We start from the raw sequence: 20,025 nt of genomic DNA, 5'->3' as shown, positions 1-20,025 counted from the left end.
AAATGAACAGTAAAATGTGTGCTACTACTAACAGAGCTAAAGACTGGGAAAGTATAGATTTTTCAGTAGCAGAAAGCTATGTTAAAAAACTACAAATGCGTATTGTGAAAGCGTGGAAAATGAGTAAATACGGAAAGGTAAAATCTTTACAGCATTTACTCACAACTTCATTTTATGCAAAAGCCTTGGCTATTAAGAGGGTAACTGAAAACCAAGGCAAGAAAACAAGTGGTGTTGATGGCGAACTATGGCTAACACCACAGGCAAAGTATAATGCAATAGGAAAGTTAAACTTAAGAGGATATAAACCTAAGCCTCTTAAAAGAGTGTATATACCAAAGAAAAATGGGAAGAAAAGACCTCTCAGCATTCCTACAATGACAGATAGAGCAATGCAAACCCTATATAAATTTGCACTTGAACCCATAGCAGAAACTACTGCTGACCCTAATTCTTATGGATTTAGAGCTAAAAGGTGTACGCAGGATGCTATTGAGCAATGCTTTACATCTCTAAATAAAAAGAAATCTGCAAAATGGGTGCTTGAAGGAGATATAAAAGGTTGCTTTGATAATATTAGCCACGAATGGATAATGAATAATATTCCAATGAACAAGTCGTTATTGAAACTTTGGCTTGAATGCGGATATATAGAAAAGCAAAGATTATTTCCTACAGAAACTGGAAGCCCACAAGGTTCACCAATATCACCTGTAATATCTAATATGGTATTGGATGGGTTAGAAAAAGCAATCAAAGAAAAATATCATAAAAGAACAGTAAATAAGAAAGCATATTTCCCAAAAGTTAATTTTGTCAGATATGCAGATGATTTTATCGTTACAGGAGAAAGTGCTGAATTGCTCGAAAATGGTGTTAAGCCAATCATTGTAAAATTTTTAGAAGAAAGAGGTTTAGAACTGTCTGAGGAAAAGACACTCATAACGCACATAAATGACGGCTTCGACTTTCTTGGAGTTAATATTAGGATGTATAAAGATAAGTTACTAACAAAACCATCTGAAAAGAACTTCAAGGCTATTGTTGATAAAATAAGACAAATCATAAAGGATAATCCGTCAATGAAACAAGAAATTCTGATTAGAAAATTAAATCCAATTATTATAGGTTGGATAAACTATCAGAAATATAATGTTTCATCAAAAGCGTTTGAAAAACTTGATTATGAAATATATAAATGCCTGTGGAACTGGTGTGTTCGTAGACATCCTAAGAAAAGTAGAAAATGGATAGCTAAAAAGTATTTCCATACGATTGGAAATAGAACTTGGACTTTTAGTGTAGCAACTGGAGACAGAATGGAAAATGGCGAGAAATACTATCTTCGTCTTAAATATGCTACAGATACTGATATTAAGAGATTTACCAAGACACAAGCTGAAGCAAATCCATTTGATGAAAATTGGCAAATATACTTTGAAGAAAGAGAAGAGTTAAAAATACGAAACGAACTTAAAGGGCGTACAGTTATAAATAGACTGTATAAAACTCAAAACGGAATATGCCCTGTTTGTGGAGAGAAAATAACTCTGGATACAGACTTTAGAGTACATCAAACAACTCAAAACAATATTACCTTTAAAACATTAGTACACCCTTGGTGTCATAGAAAATTGCATATAAATGATAAAGAAAATACGCTGGCTCTTTAATTAGGGCTTATAAAAACTTGAGCCGTGTGAGGGGAAACTCTCATGCACGGTTCTTAGAGGGGAAAGGGATAGTAATATCCCCGACCTACTCGACCAGACAATAGAAAATAAGCAGAAATTCATTTCTCAAATTATGACTTCAAAAACTCCAGTAAGAGTTGCAGAAGATGTTGATGAAGCAAGCCTATCCTATTCAGAAATTAAGGCTTTAGCTACTGGTAATCCTCTAATCAAAGAAAAAATGGATTTAGATAACGAAGTTACAAAACTAAAAATGTTGGAATCAAACTACAAGTCTAATAAATACAAGCTTGAAGATAAGGTAAATAAAATTTATCCTCAAAGTATTTTAAAAACTGAAATGGAAATACAAGCAGTTAATGAAGATATTGCAAGTGTTGAAAAATTAGGAGAAGGTGATAGCAAATTCACTTCAATCAGTCTTGGAGGAAATAAAATTTTAGATAAGAAAGAAGCTGGAGAGAAACTATTAGAAGAAATAAAAAAGGTAAAGATAAATGATAGCAAGGTCATTGGTAAATATAGAAATTTAGACTTACAAGTTTCATATAACTTTATGACTAATGCTCACACCTTTAAACTCCTAGGAAAAGCAGAATACTTCGGAGAGTTTTCAAACTCTACTGATGGTAATATAACAAGGCTTGATAATGCAATTGAAAAAATGCCTTCAAGACTTGAAAGATTAAATCAAAACTTTGAAAACTATAAAGAATCTTTAGAAAATGCCAAAGTAGAATTGACAAAACCATTTGAAAAAGCAGATGAGTTAAGGGATAAGACACTAAGACTAGCTGAAATTAATAAACTTTTAGATATGGGAGAAGTAGAAGAATTAGAAAACCAATCACCACTATTAGAAGATTTAAAGAGGGCGATAGTTGATTATTCTAATTACGAGTTTTCAGAATCTAATAGCTATGATGACTTTGACAAACTATATCCTGATTTAAGTCATATAGGACTTGCCTATACAGAAACACCTGATGGTAAGCACTCGATTCAATATGAGGTAAATTTGGAAGAAAAAACATGGACTCAGTATGTAGATAATGTAGCTATTAGAACAGAATCTTTTGTAGAGGAAGATATATCTAATTCACAAGCTCTTAAAGATATGACTGAAGCCATAAAGATGTCAAGTTTTGATGATCTGGTATCAGTAGATGAAGAAGACTTAAAACAAGCCCTAGGCTTAGAAATAGATGATGATGGAAACTTCTATGATCCACTAGCAAAAGATCTTGATAATGATGGAATACCAGATAGGTATGACAATGATTTTAAAGATAGTGATTACTTTGAATCAACATATGATGTAGAGGATAATCTTCACGCAAGGGAAGAGAAACCATCAATATTGGGACAAATATCAAAATTCAAATTAGAAGAAGAAAAAGATAAAAATCAAGAAAAAACTGAAAAAGGACAAGAAAGATAGAGGAGGGCTAAAGGCTCTCCTTATTTAGTACAAGGAGGAAATTATGGAATACAAAGATATTAGAGAAAACTTAGAAGAAATGATGAATGATAACTACAAGGATTTTATAAAAGCACTTGTGAGCATAGAAAAAGGCGTTACTGATGAAAAGGCACTTGAAGAAGTCTATGTTTTATATATGAACAATGACACAACAGGTCTACTAAGTGATGACTTTGACTATATGATAGATGATATGAAAGAACAAGGTAAGATTGTTGAAAATACCAATGAACTTGAAGAAAAAGATGATCTTATAAATCTCGTGGGCAATATAGCTGGTAAAGTAGAAAATCTTGAAAGAGAAAATGCTAATGGAGAGAAGTTCAAAGTAAGTAACTTTTCAATTGTTTCAAAAGATGATGATGGAAATAAAATTTATACCAATTGTTCAGCCTATGGAGATAAGACAAAAGATTTAAAGAACCTAAAACAAGGAGATTTTGTTAAAATATTCGGACAAGTAAAAACAAGTATTGATAACAACGGAAAGGAACATAAAAATGTTCGTATTTTATCTTCTAAGCTCTTAAAAGCAAAAGAACAAGTAAAGAGTCAAGATAAAGATAAAAAGTCCATATTAGGGCAAATAAAAAGCTTTAAGACGGACGATAAAACTAAATCTAAAAAGAAAGATCATAGCAAAGGTGAAGAGAGGTAAATAAAGGCAGTCTTCGGACTGCCTTTATTTTTTTGTTAATTTTAACGCAGTAAATCATGTGATTGAAAGAAATCTGTGTTATATGCTATAATTAGGTAGTTAATCTATACATTTAGAAAGGTAAAATATAGAATTGGAGAAGGTTATGGGGTTTTCCTATGATAAATTATGGAAAGAATTAATAGATGAAAAGATGAATAAATTAGACCTAAAAAAGCCATACAAACAACTCCTCATACCATAGCTAAAATGGGACAAGATGAGAATGTGAGCATGGAAGTACTTGGTAGAATTTGTAGTTATTTTAAATGTGATATATCAGAAGTACTGGAGTATAGAATTGAAAATACTAATGATTGAAGACGACAGCACAATTTCTTTTGCTGTTAAAACTTACTTAAACAAGCATAATATTGAAACTATTATTTATAACAATCTTTCTCAGACAGAGAATCTTAATTTTAATGATTTTGATTTAATTCTTCTTGATGCTAATCTCCCAGATGGATCAGGCTTTAATTTTTTAAAGTGGCTGAGAGAATTTTCTGACCTTCCTGTAATAATGCTTACTGTAAAAGACGAAGATAAGTATGTTATCAAAGGTCTTTCTCAAGGAGCAGATGATTACATTACAAAACCTTTTTCTCTCCCTGTTTTAAAGGCGAGAATAGACAATGTATTTAGCAGAAAAATAAAAAAGGTTGACGAACTGACTTTTGAAAATTTATCTTTAGATCTCATTTCAAAACAAGCTTCAATAGATGGAATAGATCTAGACCTTAACTTAAAAGAGTTTGCTATATTGGAAATGCTTTTAGAAAACCAAAATATAAATCTATTAAGGGAGAAAATTTTAGATTATGTATGGGGTTATGATTTTTATGAAGTAAACGATAACACTCTAACTGTAACTGTAAAAAGACTTCGAAATAAACTTGGCGAGTATGGAGAGCATATAAAAACAATTAGAGGAATAGGTTATAGGTGGGACAATGAGAAAGAATAAAAGAATTTTACTTATCATAGTCCTAAATTTATTGATGTCTTTATTTGTAGTCTATCTAAACCCAAGATTTGATATTCTAACACTTATCGACTTTCTACTAATAAATATAATTCTGTTTCTAATTATTAGAAAATTTGAAAAGAAAAAAGAAATAGAGCTAGAAGATAAGATTAATAATATATTTAACCTTCTCCATTCATTGGATTTAAACTCGGATAATTATGAAATTATAGATGATGAATTTGGAAAATTAAGAGATGAGATTATTAAAATTATTTTAGAAAACAAGAGGATTGCTGAAAATGCTGAGAAAAATAAAGAAATTTTAAAGGAATATACGGAAGATATTGCCCATCAAATAAAAACTCCTCTAACTGGATCTCTATTATTACTTGATTTATTAGAAGACGAAGAAGATGAATCGGTAAAAGAATATATATCTAGACTTAGGGACAATCTTCTTAGACTTTACAATCTATCTGATATTTTATTAAAACTTGCTGCCATCGATTCTGGCACAATTGAAATGACAAGAGACAGAGTTTCGGCTCGAGATTTAATTGAGGATAGCATACGAAACTTGAAGGACTATTTTATCAATGATCCTATTGAAATTCCCCTTTATGGAGATGATTTTGATCTTATATGCGATAAGAAATGGACTTATGAGGCACTTTTCAATGTTATGAAGAATGGTCTAGAAGCTACAGAAGGTAGACAGATAGAAATTCAACTTAAAGAAACAAATCTATATAAAAGTATTTTTGTGGAAGATTTTTCTAAAGGTTTGGACCGTGAAATGTTAGAAAAAGTTTTTAAACGTTTTTACAAGATGGATCCAAATTCAAAAGGTTATGGAATTGGACTTCCTATGGCAAAATCTGTCATGGAAAGGCAAAATGGAGAGCTTTTATATCATAAGGGGAAAAAATCAAATGCCTTCGAGCTAAGATTTTATAACTGATTTAATTATGGCTGTGTAAATAAAGCACAGTCTTTTTTTCTAGTCACTTTCCAGTCACTTAAGTCTAATATCATATAAGAAAGATAAGGAGGACTAAATATGAATATTGTAAAAACAGTAGATTTAACAAAAACTTACAACAGCGGAGTAGAAGTACACGCTCTATCAAATGTGAATTTTGAAATGGAGAAAGGAGATCTTGTCGCCATTATTGGAGATAGCGGGTCAGGAAAGTCTACCTTGCTTCATCTATTAGCAGGAGTTGATAAACCAACAAGTGGTAATATTTTTATTCAAGATAAAAATATTACCAAGTTTAACAACGACGATATGACAATCTTTCGCAGAAGGAATATAGGCGTTGTATATCAATTTTTTAATTTGATTCCAAACATCAACGTTCGAAAAAATATTTTGCTTCCTCTTTTATTAGACAATAAAAAGGCAGATGAAGAATATTTAAAGGAAATTTTATCGATACTAGGAATAGAAGGAAAGCTTGATAGGTATCCAAAACAATTATCAGGTGGCGAGCAACAAAGAGTTGCCATTGCCAGAAGTTTGATTACAAGACCTGCAATAATCTTGGCGGATGAGCCAACAGGAAATCTCGATAGAAAAAATTCTGAAGAAATCACAGGACTTTTTAGACTAGTAAATAAGAGATTGAACTCTACGATTATGATTATCACCCACGATGAAAAGGTGGCAAATGCATGTGATAAAGTTTATAAGATGGTGGATGGTAGGTTAAGTTTCTTGGGAGATGAGTCTTATGAAAATTATTAATGATCTTGCCAGTGGAGCTGTTAAAAATAATAAAAAAGACACCCTAGCCATTAAAATTTCCATACTTTTGGCAGTAATTTTACTAGGAACTGTTATTTTTATTTTCGACTTTATGAACACTGAACAGTATGAATATGTAAAGAAAACTATTGGAGATTATCATGTAGATATAGCTGAAATTGACAAAAGTTTTTATGATAAATTAAAAAACGATACAGACATAGAAAAAGTATCTTTTAATAAAATCATTAATACGGACTTAAATGCAGTTATATATGAAAATGGAGATTCTGAAAGTCTTCTCGGCTATGAAATCAAAAATGGTAGAAAACCGGAAAATTCAAATGAACTTTTAGTACCAGAGAGATTTTTAATAAAAAATAAGGAGTATGATTTAGGTTCTGAGATTATTGAAAATAAAAAGACATATACCATAGTTGGCGTTTACGATGATTATGGATATTCTTTTGAAGATACTATGCTTATAGGTTTAGCAGATAGCAATAAAAAGGATTATCTATTTGAAAACAATGATGGAATAGAAGCATGGATTTGGTATAAAAGCATAAGGGATACCTATACAAAGACTCGAAAAATTTTGTCTGAAATGAATATTGATGAGAAACAAGCATTGGATACTGGAAGAGTGTTTTACAACAAAGATATTTTAGAGCATAGTATGGTTTATCCCAAAGGAATTATTCCACCTAAAAGCGTAATCAATTTAGCTATAGAAAAATATGGGATGGCTTTCTTTCTCTGTGTACTTTTTGCCTTTATAATTTATGGTGCTTTTAATGTATGGAATAATAGAGATTTAAAGGAAATTGCTCTTTTAAAAAGTACTGGAATGACTAAAAAGCAAGTCAGGCAAATGATTCGTAAGAAGGCAATTAAACTTTCAATCTTGCCAATAGCTTTAGGGACAGTCTTATCTTGGGCTTTTGCAAATCTGCTCTTATATTTGTTGTGGTTTAACAATGCTATCTCTTATAAAAAAATATCAAATATTTTAGGAGAAAGTTTAAAATCTCCAGGCTTTAAATTAGTAATACCAAGTATTGGGTCTATTTTAATAATTATTTTGTTATCCTTGTTAATGGTTTATTTTTCAGCATTGATTCCTGCAAAGAAAAGCTCAAAGATAAAGGTTATCGAGGGATTAAATGGTATTACAGAAAAAAATATTAAATTAGGAAAATCAAAAATAAATGGAGCTATAGAAAAAACTTTAGCAAAAGATTATTACAGATCCTATCGTTCAACCTATCGAATTATTGTAATTTCAATGGCTCTGTCTGCCTTTGTACTGACCACAGTCTTAGTTAGTCAGTCCTATAGAGCTTTGAATGAAAAATATAATTCTTATAAGAGTCCTTACAATTTTAATTCAAGTATTTACACTGATAAGAATTTAGATGAAAACTTATTAGCTGATTTAGAAAAAGTTGACGGAATAAAAGAGCTTCACCTATATCAAAGAAATGACACTAAGTTTTACCTTGACGAGAATAAAGACTTTATTTCTAAAGACTTAAAAAATTCTATTGATAGTGGAAAAATAGCAAAAGATAGACTATATGCAAGTTTATATTCTTTAAAAGATGAAGATTTTGAAAAAATTTTAAAAGAAAATAACATCTCTAATGCATCTTACTTACTGCTTAATAAGATAAGAAAAGACAGTAGAACGCCTTATGCTTTTAGCGAGTATATAAAAATTTCTGATAAGGAATCTGGAGATATTTCTTTAAAATATAATGCACAGGGGAAATCAATGAATATAAAGATTGATGCAAGTATTGATGAAATGCCTTATGACTTAGAAGCTTATAATAATAATGAAATACCCATCTACACAAGCACAAGTAATATGAAGAAATTTATTGATGAGTATGGAATAGATAAATCAGATCCTGTTTATTATTATTTTGTAAAAATAAAGGCTGAAAAAAACAAGGAAAAAGTATTTGAAGATGCCGAAAAAGTAATTTCAAATTATGTACCAAAGTCTGACCATGGAACAGCTACAGAAATTTTAAGAGAAGCAGCAAGCAAAGAGCAAACAAGGAATGAAAGACTTTTAAACCTAGCTATACAAATCATTCTTATAACCATCGCTCTGTCCAATGCTTATAATAGCTTTAAGGGAAATCTACGAGCGAGATCCAATGACTTTAAACTTCTATCAACTACTGGTATGACAGAAAAACAAGTTGAAAAGATGGTATTTGCTGAAGTAAAAATATTATTTAAAAATATTTTCTTAGCATATATCTTCATGTTTGCTATAGGTATTGTGTTAAGAGCCTATAGGAGTAACTATGAATTAGGCTTTGGAATAAAAGAACTGCTAATAAATATGAATTATACTCCTATATTAATAGTATTTGTCTTTATAATTGCAGGTGTCTTACTTGCAATAAAAAGTGGTCTTAAAACAATAAATGAAAACTCAGATAATACTTTCAAGAGTATATAAGAAAAAGGCTGTGAGCATTCAAACTCACAGCCTTTTTTTGCTCATTTTAACGCGGTAAATCATATAATTGAAAGGAATCTGTGTTATATGCTATAATTAGGTAGTTAATCTATACATTTAGAAAGGTAAAATATAGAATTGGAGAATGATATGGGATTTTCATATAATAAATTATGGAAGTTATTAATAGATAAAAATATGAAAAAGACAGACTTACAATGTGCAATAGCAACAACACCCAAGACAATAGCAAAAATGGGAAGAGACGAAAATGTAAGTTTAGAAACATTAGGAAAGATCTGTGAGTATTTTCAATGTGATATTGGAGATATTATTGAATATAAAAAATAGAGTTGAGGTAAATGGTAAATAAGATTCTTACTTATATTTGTTATTTTCATCAACGGTACTTGGAAATTCAATTGATTTAAAAATGGTTGCAGAAGATCAGAGTGATTATTCTATATAAGAAATATTGTTAAGCATTAGGGATTATTAAGGAGAAGTATGGCTGAAGATACAAGAACTTATGGTGAAGTAATAGAAGCATATAAACACATTAAGAGTACTAGGGATAATTTTGGATTTCCTAGAAAGTCAATTTTTCATATTCATACTCCAGCTTCTCATGATTATAAATTAATGGAGAATTTAGGCACGGATGGATATAAAAAAATAAGTGAAAAGAAATTAGAAGATATAATTTATGAAAGAAGTATTATACCTCTCATAAATGGAAAAAGAGATGTAAAGTTCGGTAGAGATTTTAATATTTTTGAAAACAAAAAAGAAATATATGCTTTTTTATTGCTGGCTCATGAATTATTAATAAATCAATATGAGATAGCTGTTGTTACAGATCATAATACATTTGAGGGGATAGATAAATTAAAATTATGTATACATCATCTAAAAAAGTTAAAAGCTAAATATAATGTTGAAACAATACTATTTCGAGGAATAGAAATATCATGTGCTGACAAGCTTCATGTAGTAGCAATATTAGATGATGATAAAAATAATGAAGAGAAAGTAATTAAGTGGCTAGATGAAAAATTGATTTCTGAAAAAGACGGTGTATATGTTACTAGTTTAGAAGTTATGGATTTTTTTTCGAGTTTAGGAGCGATAACTTACATAGCTCATATATACTCATCAAATATAAATAAAGATAAGTTTTTAAGTGGAGCGTATAAAAAGAAATTATTTTCCAGTGAAAACACAAGAATTGTTGGTTTAAAAAAGAAGAATCAAATCAAAGGTGCAAAAAACTTCATGAAAAATTATAGAGAGGATGTAAATTTTTTAATTGACAATGACTCACATTCAATTGATACATTAGACAATAATTTTTTTTGGATTAAGGGAAGTGATATTAACTTTCAAATGTTAAAAGAAGCTTTAATTGATTTTGATATTTCTGTAAGTTATGAGAACATGAATAAAAATAAAGTCTATATAGAAGGCTTATATGTAATGTTTGAAGAATCTGGTTTTCTATCTAATAAAAAGAAAGATGGGGATTTTACTGTAAAATTTTCGGATTCTTTAAATTGCTTGATAGGGGGAAGAGGAACTGGCAAGAGTACTGTCCTTGAAACAATTGATTTTGTAATGACACAAAGTGTTCATGATGAGAATCTTTTAGATTTTATTTGTAAGCATGGGAACGTATATTTATTATTTCAATGTGATAGAGATGAGTATATTGTTGAGTTTATAAGTCCTTATAAAGAAGATGATGATAATATTTTAAGCCGATTTGAAGAGGAACGACCTTATCAATATGGAAGAAGATATTATTTTAATAGAGACAGAATTAAAAAATATATGCTTAAAAAGTATTTGAACGTATATAAGATAACTTGTAGTAATGTTGAAGAGATGGATATTAGCAATATCGAAAAAGTACGTAATAAAACAAAAGTCCTATCAGAACTTTATGATAATAGGTATTCTGTTAATGATCTTGTTAGATATGCAAGCGGAGATGAAATTAACAGGTTTATTTATGATTTGATGTTTAAAAATAAAGAGTTAGAACCATTTGAAAATAAAATAAAAATTAAAGCTAAATCAGGTTTATCTAAATTTCTAAGAGATATAGAAAGTATTTTAAAAAATAGAAGAGAAGATGTAAAAAAGGTACTAGATCCTTTTAATGAAACTCAAAAAGGAACATTAAAAATCGATTATATTCAAAATGATTTAGTGCTTGAGTACCCCATAGAAGAAATTTATAAAAGCAAATTTTCAAGTATTATTAATAGATATAATATTAAGAGAGAAAATTTAGAGGGATTTATATTTTATATAATAGATAAAAAAGGATTGATTAATTTTTTGAAATCATCAATAAATAAAGATTCTTCTTGGATAAATCCCAAAGAGTTTTTAGAATTTACAGAAGAAAGTAGTTTTAAAGTAATAGATTCTAATAAAACCATTATTAATGCTGATATTGCTAAGACGTTAATATCGGATTTATTAATATATGCAACTGACGATAAAAATATAGATACATGGATTGGATATTTTAAAAACTACTTTAGAAAACTTGAAGAATACACCATCCTATTTAATATTAATAGTAGGGAAGACAATAAAAATCTTCAAGAGATTTATAAAGATATAAAAAACTTATCGCTAGGTCAAAAAGTCGTAGCAATGTTAGACTTTATATTAGGATATGGGAAATATAACAATGATTTCAGACCGATTGTTATTGACCAACCAGAGGATAATTTGGATAGTAGATATATTTATAAAAATCTTGTTCAGCAGCTAAGGAAAACTAAAAATGATAGACAAGTTATAATTGCAACTCATAGTGCAACAATTGTAACTAATGCAATGTCAGACTGTGTGCTAGTAATGGATTCTGATGGAGTACATGGTTGGGTGAAAAATCAAGGCTATCCTGGTGAAGTAGCTATAAAAAAAGAAATAATAAATCACATGGAAGGTGGAATTGATTCTTTTAGACATAAAATTTTAATTTATAGAGAAGCCTTGATAAATTAATTATTTTGATATTTACTTGAAGAGGAAGCTAAATAACCCTACCTCTCCACTTCCTTCCCATAATAATTTTCATAGTTTTTCCTATACTGAACAAGGTCAGAAAATTGTTCTTTATTCAAAGAATACTCTTGCATAAGGGTGTTCTTTTTTTCTTGTAGTTTATCGAGTCTCGTTAATATTTCTTTTGTATTGGGTAGTTTTTTATAGTTCTTCAAGATTTCCTTTGCGGCTATTTTATAGACGGAAAGTTCACTATAATATTCATCTGCAAATTGCTTATCTTCAGGATTTTTCTTATGGTATTTATAGACTTCACGATACTTATTTATAGTATTTATATTTTCCATATCTTGGGATAAACTCTTCATCTCAGTTTCAATTTTCTTTATTTTATCTAACAAGTCTTGTCTATCATCAGCAGATTTTTTGATTAGATCATCGAGCTGGGTAATGGAATTAATTCCTTGTTCTCGAAGTTTAATTATTGAATCAGCCATTGTTTTGATATTGTGTTTTCTTGCCCAGACTTCGTAACCTTTAGATGATTGAGTTTTTTCATTAGTAGATATGTCAATAACATTTCCTACACGCTTTTTAGTAGGATTAGCTTTGTTTTTAATAGCTAAATCTATTCTTTCTTTGATTCTTTTCTCAGTATAATCTTCTCCGATAGTCTTTGATCTTGTAAATCTTTGCCTATCTTTATGACGAAAAGCAATGTGTTTACCAAACTTTATTTCATAGTCTAAGGACTTCATATTATATAAAAATTCTTTCCAAGAGTTAGACTTATTAATTATTCTATCTATATCAAATTGCAGTTTAGATTTCCAGGAATTGCCTTTCTTGTTTTGGTCATATTCGTACCAAGATTTACCAGCAGTTTTATATTTTCTCTTGTAAGCTTCATAGTATTTATCAATGACTGAAAGCTTATTTTCTTTACATAATTCGTCACTTTGATACCTGATTTTGTGGTAAGATTTTTTGTTAGATTGGTAGCATTTACCAGTCTTGTAATTAACATTATTAAAAATAATATGGTTATGGATATGCCCTCTATCTATATGAGTTGCAAGAACAAATTCATAATCTTCTTTTAAAATTTTCTTACATAATTCCATTCCTATTTCGTGAGCTTTTATAGGATCAACCTCGCCTGGTAGAAAAGATTGAATCAAATGTCTAGCCAAAACTGTACCCTTAGTATCATTGTCTTCTCGTGTTTTCATAAATTGAATATGAGCAGTAGATGGATGGCATTTGAAGGAAGATACCAAGATTTTTTCATCAGTTTTTTCACTCTTAGTTATATAATCTATTGCCAAATTTAAAGTTGATTTTATAGGATGTATTTTTGTAATTGCCATACTAATCACCAGAACTTTCTTTTGATTTATTAAGAAGTAGGGAATAGATCTGCCATATTTCTTTTGATAATTTTTCTATCTGATTATTCATAGATTCAATTTCATTTTTGTAAATCACACCAGTTGTATTAGTAGCTTTTGCAATCTGATTTATATTATTTGTTGCATTCGAAAGTAGCCATTGTAGGTTTCTAAATGGTTCTAAATCAACAACATAAATCTCTTTTTCCAATACACATTTTCTAAGAAAATGGGACATAGTTTTGCAATTAGCAAGTTTCATTTTCTTTTCAAAAACTTCTTTTTCTTCATCTGTTAAATATATTTTTAGTTGATTATTTCTTTTTCTATTATCCATAGTATATCTCCTTATCATAAATTATTGGGGTCTTAGGGTTCTCCCTAACAAGGTAAAATTGATAAAAAAAGAAGCAGTCCATAAAGGTTCTGCTTCATCAATTTTTCGTAAGTGGGTACTCACTTACTGTGCTTGCTCATATACTAATAGTATAAGAACAGCTTTAAGCATAGTTCTTAAAAATGAACCTAATCATCTATGATAAAATTATAGATATTAGGGATGAAATGGGATTGTTTTATGTGCTTGCTGGGTTTCCAATTTAGGAATTACTCATTTGGTAGACTCCACCCTCATTCCATTGCCTTTCATCTTTTCGGTTGGTTAGGTTCATTTATTGATTACCTGTATAACTCGTGAGCCTGTTGTGGTTTTGGATTAACAGGGCATCCCAAATTATAGGAGGTATATTATGTCAGAAAAAATTGTTGTAGGAATTGATGTGAGTAAAGCTTTCAGTGATATCTGTATTCTATCACCTAATAATGACATCATCAAAAGACTTAAAATTTCTAATGATATTACTGGTATGAAGTCGCTCATCTATGTACTTGAAAAGGTAGAAGATGAGTACAAAGACACAGCAGTAATTATCATGGAAGCTACTGCACACTATCATCAAATTTTAGCTAATTTTTTCCGTAAGCATAATTACGAAGTCATTGTAATTAATCCGATTCAAAGTGGAGCATTGAAAAATATCAATATCCGAAAAATTAAATCAGATAAAACAGATGCATATAATATAGCGTTGCTATATCGTATTAAGAATTACAACGAAACAATTACACACTCAGATACCGTTAACAGTATCAAAAAGCTTTGCAGACAGCATAAAGGATTGACGGATGAAATTGTGGAACACATCAACCGATTAATCGCTTTTTTAGATATTTCCTTTCCAGATTTCAAGAAAGTATTTACGGATTTGCAAGGGAAAACACCTTTGTCTTTGCTTGAAAAATATCCTACTATACAGGAAGTATTATCTCCTGAAAATAAGCAAGATATTATTCAACTGATAAAAGAAAATTCACATAAAAGCAGCTCCTATGCCGAAGTAAAATATGAAAAACTATTGAAAGCTGCTGAAAAATCTATTGAAGTTTGTATAGTAAGCCTTAGTTCAGCAGTACTTATTCAAACAACTGTAAGGGTTATTTTCAGTTTACAGGAAGCTTTGAAAGCAATCGATGATGAAATCAAAAGACTATCTCTTTTAGATGAAAAGTTTCATAAAGAAATAGTGCTTTTACAAAGTATTCCAGGAGTTGGAGAGTATACAGCATATGTTGTTTTATCAGAGCTTGGAGATATATCCAATTTCTCGAAACCGAAAGAATTAGTTGCCTTCTTTGGATTGGATCCAGGAGTAACTCAAAGTGGAACATACAATAGGAAAAACAATAAAATCTCTAAAAGAGGATCACCTCATGTTCGCTCAATTCTCCATATGCTGGCTAAATCTAATGTGTATCCAAATCGCAACCGAGAGTATTTAAATCCTGTTATGCGTGCTTATTTTGAAAAGAAGATAGCTGAAAAACCATACAAAGTTGTAATGTGTGCAATTATGCGAAAGATGGTTCAAATTATTTTTGCTGTTCTCAGAAACCAAAAATCATTTGAATTAAGAACACCCGAAGAACATCAAAAACTAATTCGAGAAAAGAGTAAGTTAGTCGCATAAACTTTTAAAAGTGTTGCCTCAAAAAATGAAAGTGTATGAGGCTTATTTGCTATGCACATTTTTAAGTTTTGTGACTTAAAAATTTTTCAAAAAAATTTTTAAAATAACTATTGACTTCCTTAGTTGGTCTATTAAAGTTATAAGCGTTAAGCCTGTATTTAATTATTAGTAATTATATCATAATTAAGTATGATTTTCTACTGTTCCTATTGACAAAAATAAGATAAGAGTATATAATGATAACTAAGTTATCTATATGCCGCAAACTTATAAATTTAGCCGTTAGTAAAGGAAGTGGGATATGACAGAAATTACTGGTTATGATTTAACACATAAAAAGATTATGGATAGTGGTAAAGTTAATTTTTTAAATGATGGCTATGAACGAGCTAATTTAAGAAAAATTTGCAAAGATGCTGGGGTTACAACGGGTGCTTTTTACAGGCATTTTAATGATAAAGAAGATTTATTTATCAGTTTAGTTGATCCATTGGCAAACGAACTTTTGGGTTTTTATAGCAAGTTTGAAGAGGAATCTTTTCAAAACATAGAAAAAAATTGTGGAGAAGATTTATCAAAAATTAACATTGAAGGGTCAATTGAATCTGCATTATATATGTTTAGCAAAAAAGATTTATTTAATCTTTTAATATATAAATCATATGGTACGAAATATGATAATTTTATAGAGCTTCTTGTGGAAAAGGAAGATATAAACAGACATAAAGCGTTTCAGATTATTTCAAAGAAAAAGAATATAAAATCAGAAGTCCCTAAAGATGCAATGCATTTGTTAAACCATGCTTATATTAATGCATTGTGTGAAATTATAATACATTCTCAAACAGAAGAAGAAGTAAAGTTAAACACAAGAATAGTTTCGAAGTTTTTTTATGATGGATGGGAGAAATTGCGATGTTTTTAAATATAAGGGAAAGGGTATTAAACGCCCTTATATTTTTTAAAATAAAGATAACTAAGTTAGCTAATTAAGTTATTTCATTTGGAGGTGTTGATTATGAAACAAAAAAGTCCTGCTACTATATTGTGGGAGCTTGCATATAAGGAACATTCAAAGTTAAAAACATCTGTATTTATAGCAAGTATCGGTGTTATTGCCGGAATTGTTCCATACATTGCTGCAAGCCGTATTTTAGTCTATTTATTAAATGGAATTGCAGATTTCAAGGTCTATTTTTTATGGATGGGAATAGGTCTGTTATCTTATATTTTAAAATCTGTTTTATACTCTATGGCTTTATCTGTATCCCATAAAGCAACTTTTAGTGTACTGAAAGATGTTCGTTTAAGAATGCTTGAAAAACTTCCAAAGATGCCATTAGGAGAAATAATCTCTGTTCCAAGCGGAAACTTTAAGCAGATTATAGTGGATCAGGTTGAAAGTATGGAGAAACCACTCGCTCACCTGTTGCCTGAAATGACATCGAATCTCTTAGGTTCTTTGAGTATATTTATTTACTTATTATTTCTTGATTGGAGAATGGCTCTTTTATCATTAGTATCCATTCCTGTGGGGATGCTTTTTATGGGACTCGTAATGAAAAATTATGCTGTTCAATATGAAGGATCTGTAAAGGTAAATCGAGAAATGAATTCTGCAATTATTGAGTATGTTAATGGAATAGAAGTGATAAAAACATTTAATCAAGACAAGAGATCGTACGCAAAGTACAAAGATAAAGTCATTGCAAATGCAAGATACTTTTATGAATGGATGAAGAGCTGTCAGTTACCTGTATCTTTATCTAAAAACATATCTCCTACTACAATGATCACAGTGCTTCCATTTGGTTGGTATTTCTACATTAGCGGCAGTTTAAGTGCAGAAGTATTTATATCTGTAATTATTCTATCTTTAGGTATTGCAGGACCTTTACTTGAAACAATCAATTTTGTTGATGGTCTTGCTAAGATAGGGACTATTGCAAATTCTATTAACTTAATTTTAGAAGGAAAAGAACAAAAGCATTCTGATAGAGAAGTGACTATCCAGCAATATAATATTGATTTACAAAATGTAAAGTTTGGATATGAAGAAGAAAAAGAAATTCTTCATGGAATATCCCTAAACATAAAAGAAGGTACAACAGTGGCTTTTGTTGGACCAAGTGGAAGTGGCAAGTCAACTTTAGCAAAATTAATAGCTGGATATTGGGATAGCATGGAAGGAAATATAAATATTGGTGGACACAATCTTAAGGAAATTCCATTAAAGCAATTATATAGTTTGACCGCCTTTGTTTCTCAGGATAATTTTTTGTTCAACGAAAGTATTAGGGAGAATATAAGAATGGGCAATCCAAGTGCCAGTGATAAAGAAGTAGAAGACATTGCTAAGAAATCGGGTTGTCATGATTTTATTATGAAAATGGAACATGGTTACGATACGGTTGTCGGAAGTAGTGGGAGCCATGTTTCTGGTGGAGAAAGACAAAGAATATCAATTGCAAGAGCAATGCTCAAAAATGCACCTATTGTAATACTTGATGAAGCTACTTCATATATAGATCCTGAAAATGAAGTGATTATAAAGCAAGCTTTATCAAAGCTTATAAAAGATAAAACGGTGATTATTATTGCTCATAGGTTATCAACTATAACAGATGCAGAACAAATATTCTTAATTGAGAATGGAGAGCTTGTTTCACATGGTAAGCATGAAGAACTTATGGAAGATTCTGAGTTATACCAAAAGATGTGGAATGCCCATATTGGAGTAAAGGATGGTGAAATAAAATGATAAGTGCCTTAAAGAAAATTTTAGACTTCTCAGGTGATGAGAAGAAAAATGTATACCATTCTATATGGGTAAGTTTCTTGTTTGCAATTTTTCACATGCTCCAAATCAGTGCAATATACATTATTGTTAAAGCTATTGTTGAAAAAGATATGAGTATGACACCTGCATGGATTGCTTTGATACTTCTTGTTATAAGCATAGTTGGCAGAAGTGTTGCAAATTATTATTCACAGTTACAGCAATGCCATGCAAGTTATTTTATGGTGGCAAATAAAAGAGTTGCAATAGGTGAAATGCTCAAAAAAATACCTATGGGATTCTTTAATGAAAATAATATTGGTGAAATCGTTGGAATTTCTACAACTGTTTTGGAAGATGTAGAAAATACTGCGGCAATGGTTATGGTAAATACCTTATCTGGTTTTATTAACACAATAATTTTTACAATAATGATTTTGGCTTTTGAATGGAGGATCGGTCTTATTGTTACAATTGGATGCTTGTTGTACTTATTAATTCTTTCAAAAATGGAAAACAAGTCAAGAAATGTTCTTCCTAAAAGACAAGTGGCATCGGCAAAATTAGTTGACACTATTTTAGAACAAATAGGTGGAATGGCTGTTATAAAATCCTTCAATTTAACAGGGAAAGGAGATGAAAAAGTCAGAGGTGCTATTGAAAATAGCAGAAAAATAAATCTTGATTGTGAAAAACTGTTTACACCTTATACAATTTTGCAAAATATTCTTTTGGATTTGTTTGGCATTTTGATAATAGGTGCAGGTATTTTCTTTTATCTTAATGGAGAACTCTCATTCTTAAATACAGTTATGACGATTATAATTTCTTTTCTTGCTTTTTCTCAAATAAAATTGGCAGGAAGTGCAACAACCTCTCTCAGAGTTGTTAGTGGATCTATTGAGCAAACAAAGAAGTTAGAGGAATTTCCACAGATGGATATTGATGGAAAAGACATAGAGCCTACTACTTTCGATATTTCTTTTGATAATGTAGAGTTTTCATATTCAGGCAAAAAAATCCTTGATGATATTTCGGTCAAGATACCACAAAACCAAATGACAGCTATAGTTGGACCTTCAGGAGCTGGAAAAACTACATTTTGCAATTTGATAGCGAGATTTTGGGATGTAGAGAAAGGAGAAATCAGCATAGGTAAACATAATATTAAAGAATATTCATTGGAGTCATTAATGAGACAAATTAGTATGGTTTTTCAAAATGTTTATTTATTTCAAGACACTATTGAGAACAATATAAAGTTTGCCAAGCCAGATGCTACACATGATGAAGTTATAGAAGCTGCAAAGAAAGCGTGTTGTCATGAATTTATTATGAAGCTTCCTGAACAATATGAAACAGTTATAGGAGAGGGAGGTGCAAATTTATCTGGTGGAGAAAGACAAAGAATATCAATAGCAAGGGCTATGATAAAAAATGCCCCGATTATTATTTTTGACGAAGCTACTGCAAATGTAGACCCTGAAAATGAGGATAAATTGCAGGTTGCTATGGAGGAACTCACAAGAAATAAAACAGTAATAATGATAGCACACAGACTAAAGACAATAAAAAATGCAAACCAAATACTTGTTTTAGCAAATGGAAAAATAAATCAAAAAGGCACACATGAAGAGCTAATTCAAGCAGAAGGTATCTATAAAAATTTTGTTGAGGCACGACAAAAGGCAGTTAATTGGAAACTGTCATAAGTGAAAATGATTTATA

The 20,025-nt window shown here is 30.1% G+C and carries 14 protein-coding genes and 2 pseudogenes; 14 read left to right on the top strand and 2 right to left on the bottom strand.

What is annotated here, in order from left to right:
- Nucleotides 1-2: 2 nt before the first annotated feature.
- From ltrA to K8P03_RS10095, 10 genes and pseudogenes are all read left to right on the top strand, one after another.
- Nucleotides 3-1,673 carry a group II intron reverse transcriptase/maturase gene (gene ltrA / locus K8P03_RS10140; RefSeq protein ID WP_223420552.1) on the top strand — a complete coding sequence of 557 codons (1,671 nt, stop codon included), beginning with the start codon at nt 3-5 and terminating at the stop codon, nt 1,671-1,673.
- 88 nt (nt 1,674-1,761) lie between these two features.
- Nucleotides 1,762-3,135: pseudogene (locus K8P03_RS10135) on the top strand (DNA helicase); the annotation flags it as partial.
- Nucleotides 3,136-3,178: 43 nt separating this feature from the next.
- The gene (locus K8P03_RS10130) at nt 3,179-3,835 is read left to right on the top strand and encodes a DNA-binding protein (RefSeq protein WP_223420550.1); all 657 of its coding nucleotides are present in this window, start codon (nt 3,179-3,181) and stop codon (nt 3,833-3,835) included.
- Nucleotides 3,836-3,980: 145 nt separating this feature from the next.
- Nucleotides 3,981-4,195: pseudogene (locus K8P03_RS10125) on the top strand (helix-turn-helix domain-containing protein).
- Entirely contained in the window at nt 4,176-4,841 is a 666-nt protein-coding gene (locus K8P03_RS10120; RefSeq protein WP_223420549.1) for a response regulator transcription factor, read from the top strand. The pseudogene K8P03_RS10125 and the gene K8P03_RS10120 overlap by 20 nt, the downstream one beginning before the upstream one ends.
- Complete coding sequence (locus K8P03_RS10115; RefSeq protein ID WP_223420548.1) at nt 4,828-5,805, top strand: sensor histidine kinase; 978 nt, start codon at nt 4,828-4,830, stop codon at nt 5,803-5,805. Before K8P03_RS10120 ends, K8P03_RS10115 begins: the two co-directional genes overlap by 14 nt.
- 99 nt (nt 5,806-5,904) lie before the next feature.
- The gene (locus K8P03_RS10110) at nt 5,905-6,594 is read left to right on the top strand and encodes an ABC transporter ATP-binding protein (RefSeq protein WP_223420547.1); all 690 of its coding nucleotides are present in this window, start codon (nt 5,905-5,907) and stop codon (nt 6,592-6,594) included.
- Nucleotides 6,581-9,076, top strand: coding sequence for an ABC transporter permease (locus K8P03_RS10105; protein ID WP_223420546.1), 2,496 nt, complete (start codon nt 6,581-6,583; stop codon nt 9,074-9,076). Before K8P03_RS10110 ends, K8P03_RS10105 begins: the two co-directional genes overlap by 14 nt.
- Before the next feature lie 150 nt (nt 9,077-9,226).
- Nucleotides 9,227-9,427 carry a helix-turn-helix domain-containing protein gene (locus tag K8P03_RS10100; protein WP_035112633.1) on the top strand — a complete coding sequence of 67 codons (201 nt, stop codon included), beginning with the start codon at nt 9,227-9,229 and terminating at the stop codon, nt 9,425-9,427.
- Between the two features lie 156 nt (nt 9,428-9,583).
- Nucleotides 9,584-12,100 carry a Spaf_1101 family AAA-like ATPase gene (locus tag K8P03_RS10095; RefSeq protein WP_223420545.1) on the top strand — a complete coding sequence of 839 codons (2,517 nt, stop codon included), beginning with the start codon at nt 9,584-9,586 and terminating at the stop codon, nt 12,098-12,100.
- 38 nt (nt 12,101-12,138) lie between these two features.
- On the opposite strand, the gene K8P03_RS10090 is transcribed toward K8P03_RS10095, so the two are convergent.
- Nucleotides 12,139-13,470 carry a relaxase/mobilization nuclease domain-containing protein gene (locus K8P03_RS10090; RefSeq protein WP_223420544.1) on the bottom strand — a complete coding sequence of 444 codons (1,332 nt, stop codon included), beginning with the start codon at nt 13,468-13,470 and terminating at the stop codon, nt 12,139-12,141.
- 1 nt (nt 13,471) lies between these two features.
- On the bottom strand, nt 13,472-13,828 hold the full coding sequence (locus K8P03_RS10085; RefSeq protein ID WP_223420543.1) for a plasmid mobilization protein: 357 nt from the start codon (nt 13,826-13,828) through the stop codon (nt 13,472-13,474).
- 412 nt (nt 13,829-14,240) lie between these two features.
- Between K8P03_RS10085 and K8P03_RS10080 the strand changes: the two genes are divergently transcribed.
- The 4 genes from K8P03_RS10080 (at nt 14,241) to K8P03_RS10065 (ending at nt 20,009) form a co-directional block, all read left to right on the top strand.
- On the top strand, nt 14,241-15,518 hold the full coding sequence (locus K8P03_RS10080; protein WP_223417969.1) for an IS110 family RNA-guided transposase: 1,278 nt from the start codon (nt 14,241-14,243) through the stop codon (nt 15,516-15,518).
- Between the two features lie 301 nt (nt 15,519-15,819).
- A complete protein-coding gene (locus K8P03_RS10075) occupies nt 15,820-16,443 on the top strand; it encodes a TetR/AcrR family transcriptional regulator (RefSeq protein ID WP_010815642.1) in 624 nt (207 codons plus the stop codon).
- 93 nt (nt 16,444-16,536) lie between these two features.
- Nucleotides 16,537-18,279: an ABC transporter ATP-binding protein gene (locus K8P03_RS10070; protein ID WP_223420542.1), complete on the top strand. Its 1,743-nt coding sequence runs from the start codon at nt 16,537-16,539 to the stop codon at nt 18,277-18,279.
- Nucleotides 18,276-20,009: an ABC transporter ATP-binding protein gene (locus K8P03_RS10065; RefSeq protein ID WP_223420541.1), complete on the top strand. Its 1,734-nt coding sequence runs from the start codon at nt 18,276-18,278 to the stop codon at nt 20,007-20,009. The genes K8P03_RS10070 and K8P03_RS10065 overlap by 4 nt, the downstream gene beginning before the upstream one ends.
- Nucleotides 20,010-20,025: the final 16 nt, after the last annotated feature.

The sequence above is a fragment of the Anaerococcus murdochii genome (assembly GCF_019957155.1).
Classification (GTDB): domain Bacteria; phylum Bacillota; class Clostridia; order Tissierellales; family Peptoniphilaceae; genus Anaerococcus; species Anaerococcus murdochii.
Note: the sequence above shows the minus strand (reverse complement) of the source record. Positions and strands in the feature narration are given on the sequence as shown.